At 60.7% G+C, this 14,041-nt stretch carries 17 protein-coding genes; 4 read left to right on the forward strand and 13 right to left on the reverse strand.

Annotation, left to right across the window (positions count from 1 at the left end; all coding sequences use genetic code 11):
• Nucleotides 1-92 precede the first annotated feature (92 nt).
• Genes ADJ74_RS01460 through ADJ74_RS01480 form a run of 5 tightly spaced genes read right to left on the reverse strand, consistent with a single transcriptional unit; the run spans nucleotide 93 to nucleotide 4,065 of the window.
• Nucleotides 93-392, reverse strand: coding sequence for a DUF2442 domain-containing protein (locus ADJ74_RS01460; protein ID WP_050341365.1), 300 nt, complete (start codon nucleotides 390-392; stop codon nucleotides 93-95).
• Nucleotides 393-397: 5 nt separating this feature from the next.
• A complete protein-coding gene (locus ADJ74_RS01465; protein WP_006691089.1) occupies nucleotides 398-664 on the reverse strand; it encodes a DUF4160 domain-containing protein in 267 nt (88 codons plus the stop codon).
• Nucleotides 657-1,352 (reverse strand): thymidylate kinase, encoded by a 696-nt coding sequence (locus ADJ74_RS01470; protein WP_050341368.1) that lies wholly within the window; start codon nucleotides 1,350-1,352, stop codon nucleotides 657-659. The genes ADJ74_RS01465 and ADJ74_RS01470 overlap by 8 nt, the downstream gene beginning before the upstream one ends.
• Before the next feature lie 2 nt (nucleotides 1,353-1,354).
• The gene (locus ADJ74_RS01475) at nucleotides 1,355-2,812 is read right to left on the reverse strand and encodes an aminotransferase class I/II-fold pyridoxal phosphate-dependent enzyme (RefSeq protein ID WP_050341370.1); all 1,458 of its coding nucleotides are present in this window, start codon (nucleotides 2,810-2,812) and stop codon (nucleotides 1,355-1,357) included.
• The gene (locus tag ADJ74_RS01480; RefSeq protein WP_157040575.1) at nucleotides 2,809-4,065 is read right to left on the reverse strand and encodes a sensor histidine kinase; all 1,257 of its coding nucleotides are present in this window, start codon (nucleotides 4,063-4,065) and stop codon (nucleotides 2,809-2,811) included. The genes ADJ74_RS01475 and ADJ74_RS01480 overlap by 4 nt, the downstream gene beginning before the upstream one ends.
• Nucleotides 4,066-4,216: 151 nt before the next feature.
• Between ADJ74_RS01480 and ADJ74_RS01485 the strand changes: the two genes are divergently transcribed.
• On the forward strand, nucleotides 4,217-4,672 hold the full coding sequence (locus tag ADJ74_RS01485) for a nitrous oxide-stimulated promoter family protein (protein ID WP_009754038.1): 456 nt from the start codon (nucleotides 4,217-4,219) through the stop codon (nucleotides 4,670-4,672).
• Between the two features lie 66 nt (nucleotides 4,673-4,738).
• Here ADJ74_RS01485 and ADJ74_RS01490 read toward each other — a convergent pair whose 3' ends face one another.
• The 8 genes from ADJ74_RS01490 to ADJ74_RS01525 all read right to left on the reverse strand — a co-directional run bounded on the left by ADJ74_RS01490 (nucleotide 4,739) and on the right by ADJ74_RS01525 (nucleotide 12,329).
• Nucleotides 4,739-5,299, reverse strand: coding sequence for a methyl-accepting chemotaxis protein (locus tag ADJ74_RS01490; RefSeq protein ID WP_039981396.1), 561 nt, complete (start codon nucleotides 5,297-5,299; stop codon nucleotides 4,739-4,741).
• A 106-nt stretch (nucleotides 5,300-5,405) separates the two neighbouring features.
• Nucleotides 5,406-6,665 carry a hypothetical protein gene (locus tag ADJ74_RS01495; RefSeq protein WP_050341375.1) on the reverse strand — a complete coding sequence of 420 codons (1,260 nt, stop codon included), beginning with the start codon at nucleotides 6,663-6,665 and terminating at the stop codon, nucleotides 5,406-5,408.
• A 22-nt stretch (nucleotides 6,666-6,687) separates the two neighbouring features.
• On the reverse strand, nucleotides 6,688-7,545 hold the full coding sequence (locus ADJ74_RS01500) for a polysaccharide deacetylase family protein (protein WP_050341377.1): 858 nt from the start codon (nucleotides 7,543-7,545) through the stop codon (nucleotides 6,688-6,690).
• Nucleotides 7,542-8,468 carry a DNA-binding protein WhiA gene (gene whiA / locus ADJ74_RS01505; RefSeq protein ID WP_050341379.1) on the reverse strand — a complete coding sequence of 309 codons (927 nt, stop codon included), beginning with the start codon at nucleotides 8,466-8,468 and terminating at the stop codon, nucleotides 7,542-7,544. The genes ADJ74_RS01500 and whiA overlap by 4 nt, the downstream gene beginning before the upstream one ends.
• Before the next feature lies 1 nt (nucleotide 8,469).
• Nucleotides 8,470-9,765, reverse strand: coding sequence for a YvcK family protein (yvcK, locus tag ADJ74_RS01510; protein WP_050341381.1), 1,296 nt, complete (start codon nucleotides 9,763-9,765; stop codon nucleotides 8,470-8,472).
• A 7-nt stretch (nucleotides 9,766-9,772) separates the two neighbouring features.
• Nucleotides 9,773-10,684 carry an RNase adapter RapZ gene (gene rapZ, locus ADJ74_RS01515; protein ID WP_009754032.1) on the reverse strand — a complete coding sequence of 304 codons (912 nt, stop codon included), beginning with the start codon at nucleotides 10,682-10,684 and terminating at the stop codon, nucleotides 9,773-9,775.
• A gap of 9 nt (nucleotides 10,685-10,693) precedes the next feature.
• Nucleotides 10,694-11,488: a Cof-type HAD-IIB family hydrolase gene (locus ADJ74_RS01520; protein ID WP_050341383.1), complete on the reverse strand. Its 795-nt coding sequence runs from the start codon at nucleotides 11,486-11,488 to the stop codon at nucleotides 10,694-10,696.
• Nucleotides 11,489-11,492: 4 nt separating this feature from the next.
• Nucleotides 11,493-12,329 carry a Cof-type HAD-IIB family hydrolase gene (locus ADJ74_RS01525; RefSeq protein ID WP_050341385.1) on the reverse strand — a complete coding sequence of 279 codons (837 nt, stop codon included), beginning with the start codon at nucleotides 12,327-12,329 and terminating at the stop codon, nucleotides 11,493-11,495.
• A 119-nt stretch (nucleotides 12,330-12,448) separates the two neighbouring features.
• On the opposite strand from ADJ74_RS01525, the gene ADJ74_RS01530 reads away from it, so the two are divergent.
• The 3 genes from ADJ74_RS01530 (at nucleotide 12,449) to ADJ74_RS01540 (ending at nucleotide 13,860) form a co-directional block, all read left to right on the forward strand.
• Nucleotides 12,449-12,937, forward strand: a complete 489-nt coding sequence (locus ADJ74_RS01530) for a hypothetical protein (RefSeq protein ID WP_050341388.1) — start codon at nucleotides 12,449-12,451, stop codon at nucleotides 12,935-12,937.
• 91 nt (nucleotides 12,938-13,028) lie between these two features.
• Nucleotides 13,029-13,367 (forward strand): NusG domain II-containing protein, encoded by a 339-nt coding sequence (locus ADJ74_RS01535; RefSeq protein ID WP_050341390.1) that lies wholly within the window; start codon nucleotides 13,029-13,031, stop codon nucleotides 13,365-13,367.
• A gap of 1 nt (nucleotide 13,368) precedes the next feature.
• A complete protein-coding gene (locus ADJ74_RS01540; RefSeq protein WP_050341393.1) occupies nucleotides 13,369-13,860 on the forward strand; it encodes a Gx transporter family protein in 492 nt (163 codons plus the stop codon).
• Nucleotides 13,861-14,041 lie beyond the last annotated feature (181 nt).

The raw sequence follows: 14,041 nt of genomic DNA on the forward strand, positions 1-14,041 counted from the left end.
TTCCACCGCTCACGCGGTCCCCCTCCCCCGTAAACGGGGGAGGCTTTTTCGTTTACAGGATACTGACTTTCCTATCGTAATACGGAGAGGCTTCATACAGCTTCTTCCAGCGGGTCATTCACCACGGGTGATGCGTAGACCGTAAACGGATCAATATCGATACATTTCGTTTCATCGCGATTGCCGGCGATATCCCATGCAACTGTACCGTTCATCACCGTCAGACGATCCACGAATACCTTACGGTCACGAAGCTGTGCGAGGATGCCCGAGCGCATGACGAGCTCCGACGCATCGTAACGGCGCACCGTGCCATCGTTGAAATACGCATAGACGGTGTAGTTATCCCCTGGGACAACCTGCAGTACTTCGGGGAAAAACCGAGAATCCATCTTCCTCATCTCCTTATCATCGGCGGAATCGGATTAGGCTCTCTGCCAGCCTTGACCAATTCCCAGTCCTGCATGAGTTCATCCTGATAGAGAACACACCATGCCAAGACAAGTTTTAGCTGTCGGTTGGGAAGGTAGCCATTCAAAATACTGGCATTCTGAATATCTATCGTGGCTTTATTCCCTGCATATTCCGCATGGATATGCGGAGGGTTATGGTCGTTGTGGTAAATCGTAATACGGATACCAAAGAATAGGCTAATTTCAGGCATGAGATTCTCTCCCCGTCGTCAAAAACTTCCCCACCTCCGCATACAGCCGTTCATGAATCTCCTCGATGGGGAGCGGTACGCCGTCCGCGCTCGATGGGATGCGCACCCAGCCGCAGCGTGCGGCGAGCAGGACGTAGGCATCGTGGGTACGGCGCAGGTAGTCTGCGTCGCGCTCGTGGATATCGGGCGTCTCTCCCTTCGCCTGCGCACGTGCGGCGATCAGCCGCTCTGCTGCACACGGCTCCATATCGAGGAAGAATACGGCGTCGGGGACGGGCAATCCGAGTTTGTTGAACTCGAAGTCATAAAGCCAGTCGAGAAAGGCATCGCGCTCCGCCGCATCCCCGATCTTCACGGCCTGATGCACCATGTTCGATGTGGTATAGCGGTCGGCGAGGACGATCATCCCCGCCGCATAGTCCTCTCTCCACTTCATCCGATAGGAGGCGTAGCGGTCAACGGCAAAGAAGGTCGAGGCAGCATACGGATTCACTTCGTCCGCCTGCGTGCCGAAGTCACCGCGCAGGTACATCCGCACGGGCATCGACGCATCCGCCGCGTAGTCGGGAAAGGTAACGGCGCGTACGCGATGACCCTCGCGTATGAGCCGCTGCGTGAGAAGGCGCGTCTGCGTTTCCTTGCCCGAGCCGTCGCCCGCTTCGATGATAAAGAGCTTTCCGCGTGCCATACTTATCCTTTCGTAATTACCGTCACCGTATCGAGAGACGCGTCTGCCGCCCCCACGACACGCGCTCCGATCGCGCGCATCGTCTGCAGACAGCGGATGGTCGCCGCATCGATCACGTCGCCGGGTGCGAGGACGGGGATGCCCGGCGGATAGAACACAATCGTCTCTGCCGCTGTACGCCCCACGGCATGCGTCACAGATACGTGCTCCGTGCGCGCAAAATACGCCTCACGCGGCGTGAGTGCTGTCTCCGGCAGCGGGGGCAGCGCGCAGAGCGCCGCCTCCCCCGCTCCGCGCGAGGTGCAGAGCGGCGCACAGGTCTCCGCCATCGTGTGCAGCGCCGCATAGAGCCGCTCCGTCTCCTGTGCGCCATCCGCATAGGAGAGAAGAAAGAGCACGTTGCGCGCATCCGCCAGCTCACAGGCGATCCCTTGCCGCCGCAGCTCCTCCTCTGCCGCAAAGCCCGTCATGCCGAGCCCCATCACCTGCACGGTGAGCTTGGTGCGATCGAGCGCCTCCATCCCGGGCGCCCCCATGTGCTCTGCACCGAAGGCCCACAGTCCCGGAATGTCATTGATGCGCTGCCGCAGATCATCGGCACGGCGAATGAGTGCCCCGAGGTGCTCTGCTCCCTCCTGCTCCATCTGCTCCCGCGCCAGATCGAGGGCCGCGAGAAAGATTTCATTTGGACTGGTCGTCTGGAGTACGCCCGATGCTGCGCGAATCCGCGCGGGCGGCACGCGTCCGCCGCGTGCGAGGAGCATCGAGGTCTGCGTCAGCGAGCCGAGCATCTTGTGCGTGCTCTCCGCCGAGAGATCTGCGCCCGCCGCCATGGCAGACGGCGGCAGCTCCTCCGCAAAGGCAAAATGCGCCCCGTGCGCACTGTCTGTGAGGAGGAGCATCCCGTGCGCGTGAAGGTGCGCGGCAATCGCCGACAGCTCCGAGGTCACTCCGTAGTAGGTCGGATGGATGAGGAGCGCGGCACGCGCCTCGGGATGCTCCCGCACCGCGCGTTCCACCGTCGTATACGATACGCCCATCGCGATCCCGAGCCGTGTGTCAATCTCGGGGGCAAGCCAGACGGGGCGCACGCCCGTGAGGATCATCGCGCCGACGATGGAGCGATGTGCGTTGCGCGGTACGAGGATGGTATCGCCGGGCGCGGCCGCCGCCATCAGCATCGTGTGGACAGCGCCCGTCGTCCCGTTCACCATAAAGTATGCCTCGTCCGCACCGTATGCGCGCGCCGCCAGCTCCTCCGCCGCACGGATGCAGCCCGTCGGCGCATGGAAGTCATCGAGCTCTGCCGAGAGCGAGACATCCGCGCGCAGCCCCTCGTCCGTCAGCAGCCGACGCAGCAGCGGATGTACTCCGCGCCCGCCCTTATGCCCCGGCGTGTGATAGGGGGCAACGCCCAGCCCCGCATAGCGGAGCAAAGCCTCGGCAATCGGTGCGCTCACGCGTCCTCCACCATGCGGTTGCGCACGCGCAGATGCACCTTCGTCCCCTTGCCCGGCTCGGAGAGGATCTGGATCTCGGCGCCGATGAGCTTTGCTCTCTCCTCCATGCCGATCATGCCGAAGTGCCGCCCGCGCCGCCTGCGCTGCGACTCCATATCGAGCGCATCGTCGTCCTCATCGTCTTCTGTTTCATCCACATGGTCAGGAGAGAATCCGATTCCCTCATCCGCGATTAGGAGGGTGAGCGCCTGCGGCGTGTAGTGCATGCGCACGCGCACCTTATCCGTCCGCGCATGCTGAACGACGTTGTTGAGTGCCTCCTGTACGATGCGGAACACAGCGATCTCCACGTGTTTCGGCAGGGCATAGTAGTCGCCCTCCATGCTGAATGTCCCGTGCAGTTTTCCGCGCTCGCCAAAGAGGGCGATCAGCTGCTCCACCGCCTGCGGGAGGCCGAGATCGTCGAGTGCCATCGGCCGCATATCGAAGATGATCTGGCGGACGCTCGTCAGGCATTTGCGAATCTCGCCGCGCAGCTCTTCGAGCGTTTTCTTCGCCTCCGCCATGTCCTGATCCATCAACCGCTCGACAATGGTCGTCGTGAACAGGCTGTTCGCGAGATCCTGCGCGGGGCCGTCGTGGATCTCGCGCGAGATGCGGTAACGCTCCTCCTCGGTCGCCTTGATGATGCGCGCACCGACAAACTTATCCTTCTGTACCGCCTCGATCTGCCAGATCACCCCGCTCACCTGTGTGCTGAGATAGCTGAGTACCGAGCCGATAGAGAGCGCCATCTGCTCCGCACGGGCGACCACATTGCCAAGATAGCGCAGACGTATCTCAAGCTTGTCACGTTCCACACGCATGGACTGCTCTTTCTCGCGCTCAATCGCAAGGTTGATCTGGATGATGGAAACCGCCTCGTACGTCTTGCGGATCTCATCCTCCGTATATTCCGTGAACTTCTCGCTCACCTCGGCGAGACGACGCTTGGCCTGCTGCTCCTCTGCGGTAAGTGCATCTACACGTTCAATGGTCGCAGCGACGTGTTCTTTCAGCTCTAGGAGACGGCGCCGTGCTCCCTCCACTTCCCTGCGCGTATTTTCATAGATGTCAAAGATCTGGGTCTTGTTGTCCTCGATCGTGTTGATCGTATTGGTCAGCAGTTTGCGCAGCTGTCCCTCTTCAACCCCCTCCACGGGCTGATCGTCTGCGGGTGCACTGCTCATCCGCCGTCTGTCTGTTGTGCGCATCATATCCTCCTATCTCTTTGCGCTTTATTGTACCCCATTTATCATGAAAAGTCACGTTCCCTTACTCCTTGCATTTTCTTCTAAAAATCGGTAAAATGTCAAAACGGAGAGAAAAATACAAGAACACGAAACGAAAGCATAGGTGAACCCGATGAGTATTTTTTCACGTTTCCTGCCGAAGCGCAAGCCGCCCGAGCTGAAGAATAACATCCCGAAGGAGAAGGAGAACATCCGCAAGACCTTCGCCGTCTACTGTGCGAAGCATCACAAGCCGAAGAACGGCAAGCTCTGCCCCGCCTGCACGGCGCTGCTCGCGACGGTGTTTACGAAAATGGATCGCTGCCCCTACGGCATCACAAAGCCGATCTGCGACCGCTGCGACCGTCCGTGTTTCGGTGCGAAGGCGACGCAGGATTTTCTCACGATCATGAAGTCCGCACAGCGCGGGATGTTCCTGCGCCACCCCGTCATGGCGATCAAGCACAAGCTCGCGAGCATGGGCGTGGACTACGCAAAGTATCAGCAGGAGAAGAAGACGACGGATAAGGCAAAGGCGAAGGAGAAGGCGGCAAAGGCGCGCGCCAAGGACAAGGAAAAGAAGAAGTAAAGCGATACGCAAAAAGGACGGCAGATGAAGTCACCGCTTCGTCTGCCGTCCTTTTGTATGCACTGCTTATGCGAGGCTCTTGACGTAGTCCCTGAGCTGCTCGGTGGCACGCGTCACCTGCGAGAGGTTTGCCGTAATCTCCTGCGTGGAGGCTGCCTGCTGCTCACTGATGGAGCCCGTCGTCTCGATGGAATGCGAGATGTCCTCGACCGCACGGTTCATCTCCGTCAGCGTCACCTGGATGCGCTCCGTCGCCTCACGCGACTGCTCGGCGAGCTTGCGCACCTCCTCGGCAACGACGGCAAAGCCGCGCCCCTGCTCACCCGCACGCGCCGCCTCGATGGCTGCGTTCAGACCGAGCAGATTCGTCTGTCCCGCGATGTTCGTGATGAAGTCGATGACCTTGATCGTGTCGGCGTTGCGCTCCTGGAGGAATTTCGCCTGCTGGACGGACTCCTGCCCTGCCTTTGCGAGCTCCGTCGCGCTCTTGGCGACCTGCTCGATCGCCTGAAAGACGGTCTGTGTCGACGTCGCGATCTGCTCGATCGACGTCATCAGGCGCTCGTGATCGATCTTCGCGCCTACCGTCTCCGCTGCACCCTTGGTCTCTTTCACTGCTTCTGCCATATCTCTTCCTCCCTGATCCACCCCGAGGATCATGCTCTCTTTCATTGTCACTTATTTATTCCACAGAGATAAAAAAATACCTTCTCATGATAAAGATTTTTTTCCGTTATTCGGGCAGGAGAATGATATTCACGGGCAGATTCGATGCCCCCGGCGGCGAGTAGGCAAAGGTGACGGGATGAACGGCGCTGTACGTCCCAAGATCGGCCAGCTCCGTATACTGCGTGAGGACGAGCAGTCCTTCCGTGCGTGCCTTTGCGATCTGCGGCGGTTCGGGCAGCGTCTGGTCGCCGAAGTACGCCCGTGACGCAGGCGTCTCGATGAGGCGGCTTTGTCCGTCGCTGACAGCCGTCACCGCGCCCGCATAGACGCCGCCGAGCGGGCTGAGGAAGCAGCGCACCTGCCCGCGCCCCATAATGGGCAGTGCAATGTGGTAGAGGATGCCGTAGTTGCCGTAGTTGACAACAGGCGTTCCATCCGTTGCATCCACGCCGCTGCGATAGAGATCGTGAACGTTGTCGCCGATGGGGAAATACGCCGCGCCGTCCCGCATAGGAGCGTAGGCGCGCGGCAGTGTGACGATGCGGTCCATACTCTGAAACGTGCCGCGCAGAGCGACCTCATCGCGCGGCAGGACACGCGCCGTGCGCAGGAAGGAAAACGGATCGACATCCGCCCCGTACATGACAACGGAGACGCGCACGGGGGCATTGGCGTGAAAGTCGTAGACACCGTAGACCAGCTCGCCGGGCGCAAGCACGGTCGTATTCATCACAGGGGAGAGAAGGCGCGGCCGCTCCTTTGCCACGTAGATGCGCTCCTCGTGCTGCACGGGGTCAAAGTAGGCGATCTGCGTTGCCTTGCCGACGCGCAGGTAGTCTGTGCTCGGCGTACTCGTGCCGCCGCGCGTCACGGAGACGATGGCAAGGTCGGCATCCGTCTCGAGAATGACAGCGACCTTCTTCGGCTGTGTCGTGTCGTTCAGATGATAGTAGAGAACGCGTGCATCGCCCTCCACCGTGTCGCGATAGAGGATGCCGCTCTCCTTGACATACTCCGGGCTGTCCGAAAAGAGCAGCGTCCCGCCGATATCCTCCGCCCTCACATCCCAACGTCGCATCATGCGCGAGCTGCCGGAGGCAAATACACGGTTCTGCGGCGGCGTCGTTTCTCCGATGATGCCCGCGACGCGTTCACGGATATTCGTCTTTCCTGCCGTGCGCTCATGGATATTTTGTTCCGCCGCACCGCGCTCGCGTACCACAGTGGTCCCCTCGCTGTGCTGCGGGTCAGCTCCCGCATGCCCCGCGCAAAGAAGGACAGCAGCCATTGCTGCCGCCCATAGTCCCTTGATTCCCTTGTTCATTCCCCTATAGTCCCTTTCCTTATCAATGTCCACGCACCGCGCTGCACAGCTTCTCGATCGGTGCACGCAGTCCCTCGGGCAGCTCTGCCACCCGCACGGCGGCACGCGCCGCGAGGTCTGCCTTCAGCAGCCGCAGGCGGAACTCTGTCAGCCCGAGATGCGGCGCGGGGATGTTGACGCGATGCAGGCGATACGGATTCGTCTCGAACGTATTGAGTCCCGCCTCGCCCGTCACCGCCGTCAGGTAGTTCTCCTCCGCGAGCATGGCCACGACGGTATCGTCATACGCTCCGTTCGGATAGGAAAAGCTGTAGATCGTCTTCATCCCGCGCCACTCGAGGAGCAGCTTGGAGAGCCGCAGCTCGTCGCGCTGCTCTGTCGGCGTGAGCGTTGTGAGCGGGATGTGGTTCGCCGTATGACTGCCGATCTCCATACCGCTGTGCTCGAGATCAAAGAGGTTATCCCACGTCATGTAGCCGGGCTGTCCGATGTCGTTCGTCACGACGTAGAACACCGCCTTCATCCCGCGCTCCTGCAGCATCGGGAACACGACGCGCCAGTTGTCCTCATAGCCATCATCAAAGGAGAGGATCACGGGCTTTGCGGGCAGTTCCTGCTTGCCCTTGCGCGCGCGTGCATAGTCCTGCGGGGTGATGGTCGTATAGCCCTCCTGCGTGAGGTAGTCCAGCTGTGCCGCAAACTCGGCGGGGGGGACGGCGTAGCGCACCTCATCCGGTTTTGCGTCATCCTTCACCATGTGATATTCCAGTATGGGAAAGCCCGACGGCTGTGCCGTCAGCAGCCATGCAGCAGCCGCCAAAATAATGAGCAGCGGCAGCGGCAGTCCATGGGTGAGCCGCCGCGCAATACCTCGAATCAATCTGTTTCCTCCTCTGCCATCATGCGGAGTTTCCGCAGACGATGGCTCATTCCTGATTTGCTGATGTGGCAAAGCTCCGCCAGCTCCGCCATGCTGATCTCCGGATGGGCACGCCGCATCTCTGCTGTTTCGCGCAGCTCCTCCGGCAGGGCAGCAAGCCGCCCCGTCTCCTCCAGTCGCTCAATCGCCGCGAGCTGATCTGCTGCCGCATCCACCGCGCGCTGGAGGTTCGCCGTCTCGACGTTGACGAGGCGGTTCACCTGTGCGCGCACTTCTTTGAGGTTGCGCGCGACCTCGATCTCCTCTGCCGCCTCCTCCGCGCCGATGAGCGAGAGGAAATCCATGACGGCATCGCCCTCCTTGAGATAGACAACGTACATCTCGTGGCGGTCGGTCAGCCCGACAGGGAAGTGCAGGCGACGCAGGAGTGTATGGAGTGCGCGCGCCATCTCCTCGCTCCGCGCCGTGATCTCGAGGTGGCACGCTGCCTCGGGGCGGTTGACGCTGCCGCCGCCGAGAAATGCGCCGCGCAGATAGGCGGCACGACAGCATTTTTTACGAAGCAGGGCGAGATCGCTCGTGCTGCGCAGACTCCCTCCGGCAAAGCCGAGCTGCGCGAGCAGCGGCGTCACCGCTGCGCCGGCGGCAATATTGACGATGTAGGTGCGCCGCCGCAGCTGCGGCATGCGCTCCATCGCAACAGAGGTCTCAATCGCGCCGTCCATCGCGCGCAGCAGACGGATGACGCGGCGCGCCACAGCGGCACTCGCCGCCGTAAAGCGCAGCCCCGCCCCACGCGCACCGTCCGTCTGCACAGAGGCGCCCATGCGCAGGAGTGCCGCGAGCTCTGCCGTCTGGCAGCAGGCACGGTCGACATCCGTGCGCGAGAGCGCATTTTTCACATCCGCAGCAAAGGACGGCATCTCAGTTCACCCGAAAGTCGTAGACCATGCGCATGACGTTGCGGCTGAGCTTGTCGGGATCGTGGCGCACGGCATCCGTCTGACTGATGATGTCCGCCGCGACGAATCCGATGCCGAGGGCGTTGATCGCCTCCTCGTCCACGGCAACGGGGTAGATGTCCTGTGCGGCGTACTGTTTGCGCAGCTCGGCAGAAATCGGCGCGTTATTGACGAGCATGAAGTCGATCGTCCCGCGCCCTGCGTGCTTTAGGATCGCCTCCGCATGCATAGACGCTGTATAGCCGTCAGTCTCACCGGGCTGGGTCATCACGTTGCAGATGTAGATCTTGAGGGCATTGCTTTTGCGCAGTTCCTCGGCGACACCGCTGACGAGGAGGTTCGGCATGATGCTCGTATAGAGACTGCCGGGGCCGAGGATGATCGCATCCGCCGTGCGGATCGCCTCGAGGGCGGAGGGTACGGGCGCGACATTCTGTGGGAACAGGCGCACACGGCGGATGCGTCCCGGCGCCTCGGGGATGCGTGACTCGCCTTCGACGACCGTTCCGTCCTCGAGGATCGCGTCGAGCCGCACGGACTCCTTCGATGCGGGCAGGACACGTCCCTTGACCGCGAGAACCTTCGAGGACTCGCGCAGCGCCGTCTCCATGTCACCCGTGACCTCTGCCATCGCCGCGAGAAAGAGATTGCCGAAGCTGTGTCCCGCGAGGTCGCTTGAGCCCTCAAAGCGGTGCTGAAAGAGTTTTTCCATCAGTGGCTCGGTATCGGCAAGTGCGACAAGACAGTTGCGCAGATCGCCCGGCGGAATGATGCCGAGCTCCTCGCGCAGACGCCCCGAGGAGCCGCCGTCATCCGCCACCGTCACGACGGCGGTCACGTTGCTCGTCAGTTCCTTGATACCGCGCAGGAGCACCGAGAGACCATGTCCGCCGCCAATCACTGTGATGGTTGGGCCGCGGCTGAGCCGCGTTTTTTCATAGACCAGATCAACGAGGCGCGCCGACGTTCCCTCGGGCATCAGAGCCGTGATGACGGAGCGGATGACGTGGCGCGTCGCCACGAGCATGAGTACACTGCCGACAAGAGACGCAAGCACGCCTGCCACAACTGTGAAACCGTAGTCATAGCTGCCCTGCCACGTATAGACAAAGCGGAAGATTGCCTCCTCGATGGAGTCAATGTACTTGTAGTTAAAGATCAGTGCAGCCCCGAGTCCGACAAGGAGCGTTCCGAGCGCAAAGACAAAGAGCCAGCGCTTGAACCCCATGCCGGGATAGAGCCATTTCATCAAATGCATGGATTCGTCATCCCTCGCTCACGTGTTCCCGCACCTCATTCTTCATGAGGTCGCGATGTTCCAGATGCGCCGCATAGTGCTTCTTGATGCGGTCGTAGAGATGCTTTGCGATAAAGACACTGCGGTGCATCCCGCCCGTACAGCCGACGGCGATCACGAGCTGGCTCTTCCCCTCCTTCACATACTGCGGCAGGAGAAAATCGACGAAGTTGTCGAGATGTTCCTCGAACTTCTGCGTCACATCCCATGACTCGATGTAGGACGCGACCTGCGGAACAGTGCCGCTCTTGCTGCGGAGGGAGTCGATGTAGAACGGGTTCGGCAAAAAGCGCACGTCAAAGACGAGATCGGCATCGAGCGGGATGCCGTACTTAAAGCCAAACGACAGGATGTTCACGCTCATCTGCGCATCCGCGCCCGGCGCATCGTAGTGGCGGCGGATGATGTCGCGCAGCTCCGCCTTGCGCAGCTTCGATGTGTCGACGATCTGCGTCGCACGTTCCCGTATGGGCGCGAGGCGGTTCCGCTCGCGCGTCACGCCCTCGGATATGCGCGCATCCGGGGCGAGCGGATGTGGCCGCCGCGTCTCCTTGTAGCGACGGATGATCACATCGTCCGAGGCCTCGATAAAGAGCAGCTCGTAGGGCACGCCGCCCGCATCCAGCTCACCGAGCACGCGCACGAAGTCGTCGAAGAACTCGCGGCTGCGCGTGTCCACCACGATGGCGGCACGGCTGATCTGCCCGTGCGTCTCACGACAGAGATTAATGAACTTTGGAATGAATACCGGCGGGAGGTTGTCCACGCAAAAGTAGCCGAGATCCTCCATATAACGCGCGGCGAGCGACTTTCCGCCCCCCGACAGCCCCGTCACGATCACGGGACGGAATTTCTCTGCGGGATGTTTTATATCCATCATCGTCACCTCCTACAGTACAAATTTTTCCACAGCGGCGGCAATCCCGTTTTCATCGTTGGATGCCGTGACATAGGATGCGTGCTCCTTCGCCACGGGGAGTCCATTCGCCGGGACGACAGAAAATGCGCCCATCGAGAGCATCTCCACATCGTTGTCCGCATCGCCTGCAACCATGACCTCATCGAGTGTCAGCCCCATCGCGTCCGCAAGCGCCTGCACGCCGACCGCCTTGTTGATGCCGGGTGGGTTGATGTCAACGCTCGTGCCCGTATTCTGCTGCGGCACAAGGCGTCCGCCGAAGTGCGCCCGCACCTCGCTGACGTAGGAGTCAACCCCGCTTTTCATCTCGCGCAGGACGAACTGCGGTACGTTCTCCGTGCAGCCGAGATAGTCGCTTCCCACCTCCGTCACCACGAAATTCGCCGTCGTCCGATAGGCGGTGAAATAGTCCTCCCGGTACGTGGGCGCATAGATCTCCGCCCCGCTGTACCAGTTCACATACCAGTCCCGCGCGTAGCAGAACGTCAGGAACTCCCCGACAAATGCGGGGTCAAAATAGCGGGCAAAGAGCGGCGCATCCGCCCCCGTGCCGACGTATGCCCCGTTGCAGCAGACGACGGGCGCACGCGAGCCGAGCAGCCGCGCGAAGTGGAGCGCGGAGCACAGCATCCGCCCCGTCGCAATGGTGACGGTGACGCCGCGTGCCATGGCGCGTGCAAGGATGTCCTTCGTCCGCACCGTAATCGTCTTGTACGAGGTCAGGAGCGTGCCGTCGAGATCGAGTGCGATGAGTTTGATCGCCATGCCTTTATCCTCTCCGCATTGGTACAGGTGCATCCGCACCCATGCCGAGCACATACGTATAGATTGCCGCCGCAAGGCCATTCTCCGTGCAGGACAGCGTCTCGCAGTCTGCCTCCGCCTTGACCTCGGGGAAGGCGTTCCCCATTGCAACACTCGTGCCTGCTGCCTTCAGCATGGGCAGGTCGTTGTACGCATCGCCGATCGCCATTGTCTCCGCAATGGGGATATCCAGCTTTGCCGCGAGTTCCGTGAGTGCCGATGCCTTCGAGACCCCCTTCACAACGATCTCGACCAGCCGATCTGCCGAACGCGTCACGTCGATGTGTGCGCCAAACGCATCCAGGAGCATCTGTGCACGCGCCTCACTCACGGCGCGCCCCTCCGTCACGAGGAGCAGCTTGCAGTTTCCTGTCACGTACGCAAGCATTCCATCTCTCCCGACAGCCTTGCCGGTGATCTTCTGTGAATCCTCGTAAAAACGCGACTCCTCACAGGTGACGGCATAGCGCAGCACACCACCGCTGTAGCTTTGAATGTACCAGCCCCGTGCCTGTGCAAAGGTGATAATGTCCCGTGCAAGCATCGGGTCGAGAGCATACTCCTCATAGACGTGTCCGCTCGGGCTCTTGATGAGCGCCCCGTTATAGGCGATGATCGGCACATCGACGCCGAGCGCCTCAGCGACGGGCAGTGCCGCCTCGAACATGCGCCCCGTCGCAATCGTCACGGTGATCCCCGCGCGCACGGCACACTGCACAGCCGCGATATTCTCTGCTGAAACGACATTGCCGTTTGGCAGCATCGTACCATCCAGATCCGACACAAATAACTTTACCGCCATGATGGCTTCCCCTCCGTATCCATTTCCCAAGCATTCCCCCCTGCACATCCCACGGGAAACTGCTGACAAAATCATTTCCCCTATGCTATAATCATCTCAATCAAGAAAGGAGCGTTCCTGTGCTCAGCATCTTTCGCCAACTGATCGTCGTCGTCGCCCTGCTCCTCATCCTCGTCGGCATCTTCGGGCTCTCGTACACGTACCGTATCGATCATCGCAGTGCGCGCAGTCTCTCTGCGTACGCGACCATTGATTTTCGCGCATCCTATACCGGAGAGGGCCGGCTTGAGGGCGCGACGCTGTCCCTGCTCGACTATCGCTACGACGGTGCGAAGTTTCTGCCCGACGTCATCCTCTACACCGACGGAGCGGCGTGGGAGATGAAGGCGGCGACAAAGTATACACCGCATCCCGTGGAGGGTGCGGACAGCCCCTACAAGAACGAGAACAAGATGTTCCTCGTGTTCCCGCGCGCCAGCCTGCCCGCCATCCGCAAGGCAGTGAGCGTTCGACTGCGCTTCTATTACGACAACGGGCAGACCGTCGACCTCCCGCTGAACGAGTCCGACCTCGCCTATTGGCAGCGCGAGCTCAGTCAGGGGATTTGAGAAAATTGCTGTTTATGGAAGCACTGATACATGCAGTAATTCCTTATTTATTGTACTGTGATAAAAAACATTCGTCAAGGCAGGACTGACCATGAAGAAAAATGACCTCATACTGATCGCTGCGCTGCTCCTCCTCTGCGGGATCGGCGCAATATTTTTTGCGCTGCGCACGGACGGTGCAGCACGTCACGCGGTCATCACGCAGGACGGCACACAGCTCTATGACATCCCGCTCACGGGACACACGGGGACGGAGGACATACCGATTGCGGACGCACACGGCGAGAACACGATCCGCATTGAGGGGGAGAGTATTGCCGTCGTCCATGCGGACTGCCCCGATCAGGTCTGCGTGCGGACGGGACGCGCGGAGAAAAAGGGCGACGTGATCGCCTGCCTCCCGCACAAACTCCTGATCGAAGTGAAATGATATGAGACCACTTCGTCTTACGGTGCGCATCGCCCTCCTCACTGCGCTCTCCCTCATCCTCTTCCTCCTAGAGGGCTTTCTCCCCCTGCCGTTTCCTGTACCGGGCGCGAAACTTGGGCTGGCCGCCATCGTCACCCTCATCGCGCTCCGCATCCTGCCGCGTACGCGCGACGCTGCCGCCGTCCTGCTCCTGCGCATCTTCCTATCCGCCTTCCTTGGCGGCGGATTCGCCCCACTCCTCTACAGCATGGCGGGCGGACTGGCGAGTTTTGCTGCGATGGCCCTCCTCCTGCGGCGCACACAGCTCTCCCTCGTCGGCATCAGCGCCGTCGGCGGACTCCTCCACAATATGGCGCAGCTGCTCGTCGCCGCCGCTGTCATGGAGAGCAGCGCACTCCTCCTCTACGCTCCGCTTCTCGGCGTTGTCGGCATCCTGACCGGCACGGGCATCGGCATCCTCGCGCAATCTACTATGAAAAAAATTAAATACTAGATAAATGTTCTCAATCGCAATATTTTGTGCTATACTGTTCCTGTCGGAATATTGTGGTTCTAAACTGTCCCTGCAATACGTCTAGTGAAGCAAGCGCACGACCACTTGCGCAACGAGGTGTTTGCGCGGCGTATGCAGACGACACACCGCAATATCTATTCTTTCTTGTGACAGGAGGTTC

Origin of the sequence: Selenomonas sp. oral taxon 478 (assembly GCF_001189555.1) — a bacterium.
In the GTDB taxonomy this organism is placed as follows: domain Bacteria; phylum Bacillota; class Negativicutes; order Selenomonadales; family Selenomonadaceae; genus Centipeda; species Centipeda felix.

Excerpts from the sequence above, each read along its gene's own strand:
- ADJ74_RS01465 (WP_006691089.1), bottom strand. The coding sequence starts at position 664 with ATGCCTGAAATTAGCCTATTCTTTGGTATCCGTATTACGATTTACCAC.
- ADJ74_RS01490 (WP_039981396.1), bottom strand. The coding sequence starts at position 5,299 with ATGGCAGAAGCAGTGAAAGAGACCAAGGGTGCAGCGGAGACGGTAGGC.
- ADJ74_RS01495 (WP_050341375.1), bottom strand. The coding sequence starts at position 6,665 with ATGAACAAGGGAATCAAGGGACTATGGGCGGCAGCAATGGCTGCTGTC.
- ADJ74_RS01520 (WP_050341383.1), bottom strand. The coding sequence starts at position 11,488 with ATGGCGATCAAACTCATCGCACTCGATCTCGACGGCACGCTCCTGACC.
- whiA (WP_050341379.1), bottom strand. The coding sequence starts at position 8,468 with ATGCCGTCCTTTGCTGCGGATGTGAAAAATGCGCTCTCGCGCACGGAT.
- ADJ74_RS01540 (WP_050341393.1), top strand. The coding sequence starts at position 13,369 with ATGAGACCACTTCGTCTTACGGTGCGCATCGCCCTCCTCACTGCGCTC.
- ADJ74_RS01470 (WP_050341368.1), bottom strand. The coding sequence starts at position 1,352 with ATGGCACGCGGAAAGCTCTTTATCATCGAAGCGGGCGACGGCTCGGGC.
- ADJ74_RS01525 (WP_050341385.1), bottom strand. The coding sequence starts at position 12,329 with ATGGCGGTAAAGTTATTTGTGTCGGATCTGGATGGTACGATGCTGCCA.
- ADJ74_RS01480 (WP_157040575.1), bottom strand. The coding sequence starts at position 4,065 with ATGCGCACAACAGACAGACGGCGGATGAGCAGTGCACCCGCAGACGAT.
- yvcK (WP_050341381.1), bottom strand. The coding sequence starts at position 9,765 with ATGCATTTGATGAAATGGCTCTATCCCGGCATGGGGTTCAAGCGCTGG.
- ADJ74_RS01460 (WP_050341365.1), bottom strand. The coding sequence starts at position 392 with ATGGATTCTCGGTTTTTCCCCGAAGTACTGCAGGTTGTCCCAGGGGAT.
- rapZ (WP_009754032.1), bottom strand. The coding sequence starts at position 10,684 with ATGATGGATATAAAACATCCCGCAGAGAAATTCCGTCCCGTGATCGTG.
- ADJ74_RS01535 (WP_050341390.1), top strand. The coding sequence starts at position 13,029 with ATGAAGAAAAATGACCTCATACTGATCGCTGCGCTGCTCCTCCTCTGC.
- ADJ74_RS01485 (WP_009754038.1), top strand. The coding sequence starts at position 4,217 with ATGAGTATTTTTTCACGTTTCCTGCCGAAGCGCAAGCCGCCCGAGCTG.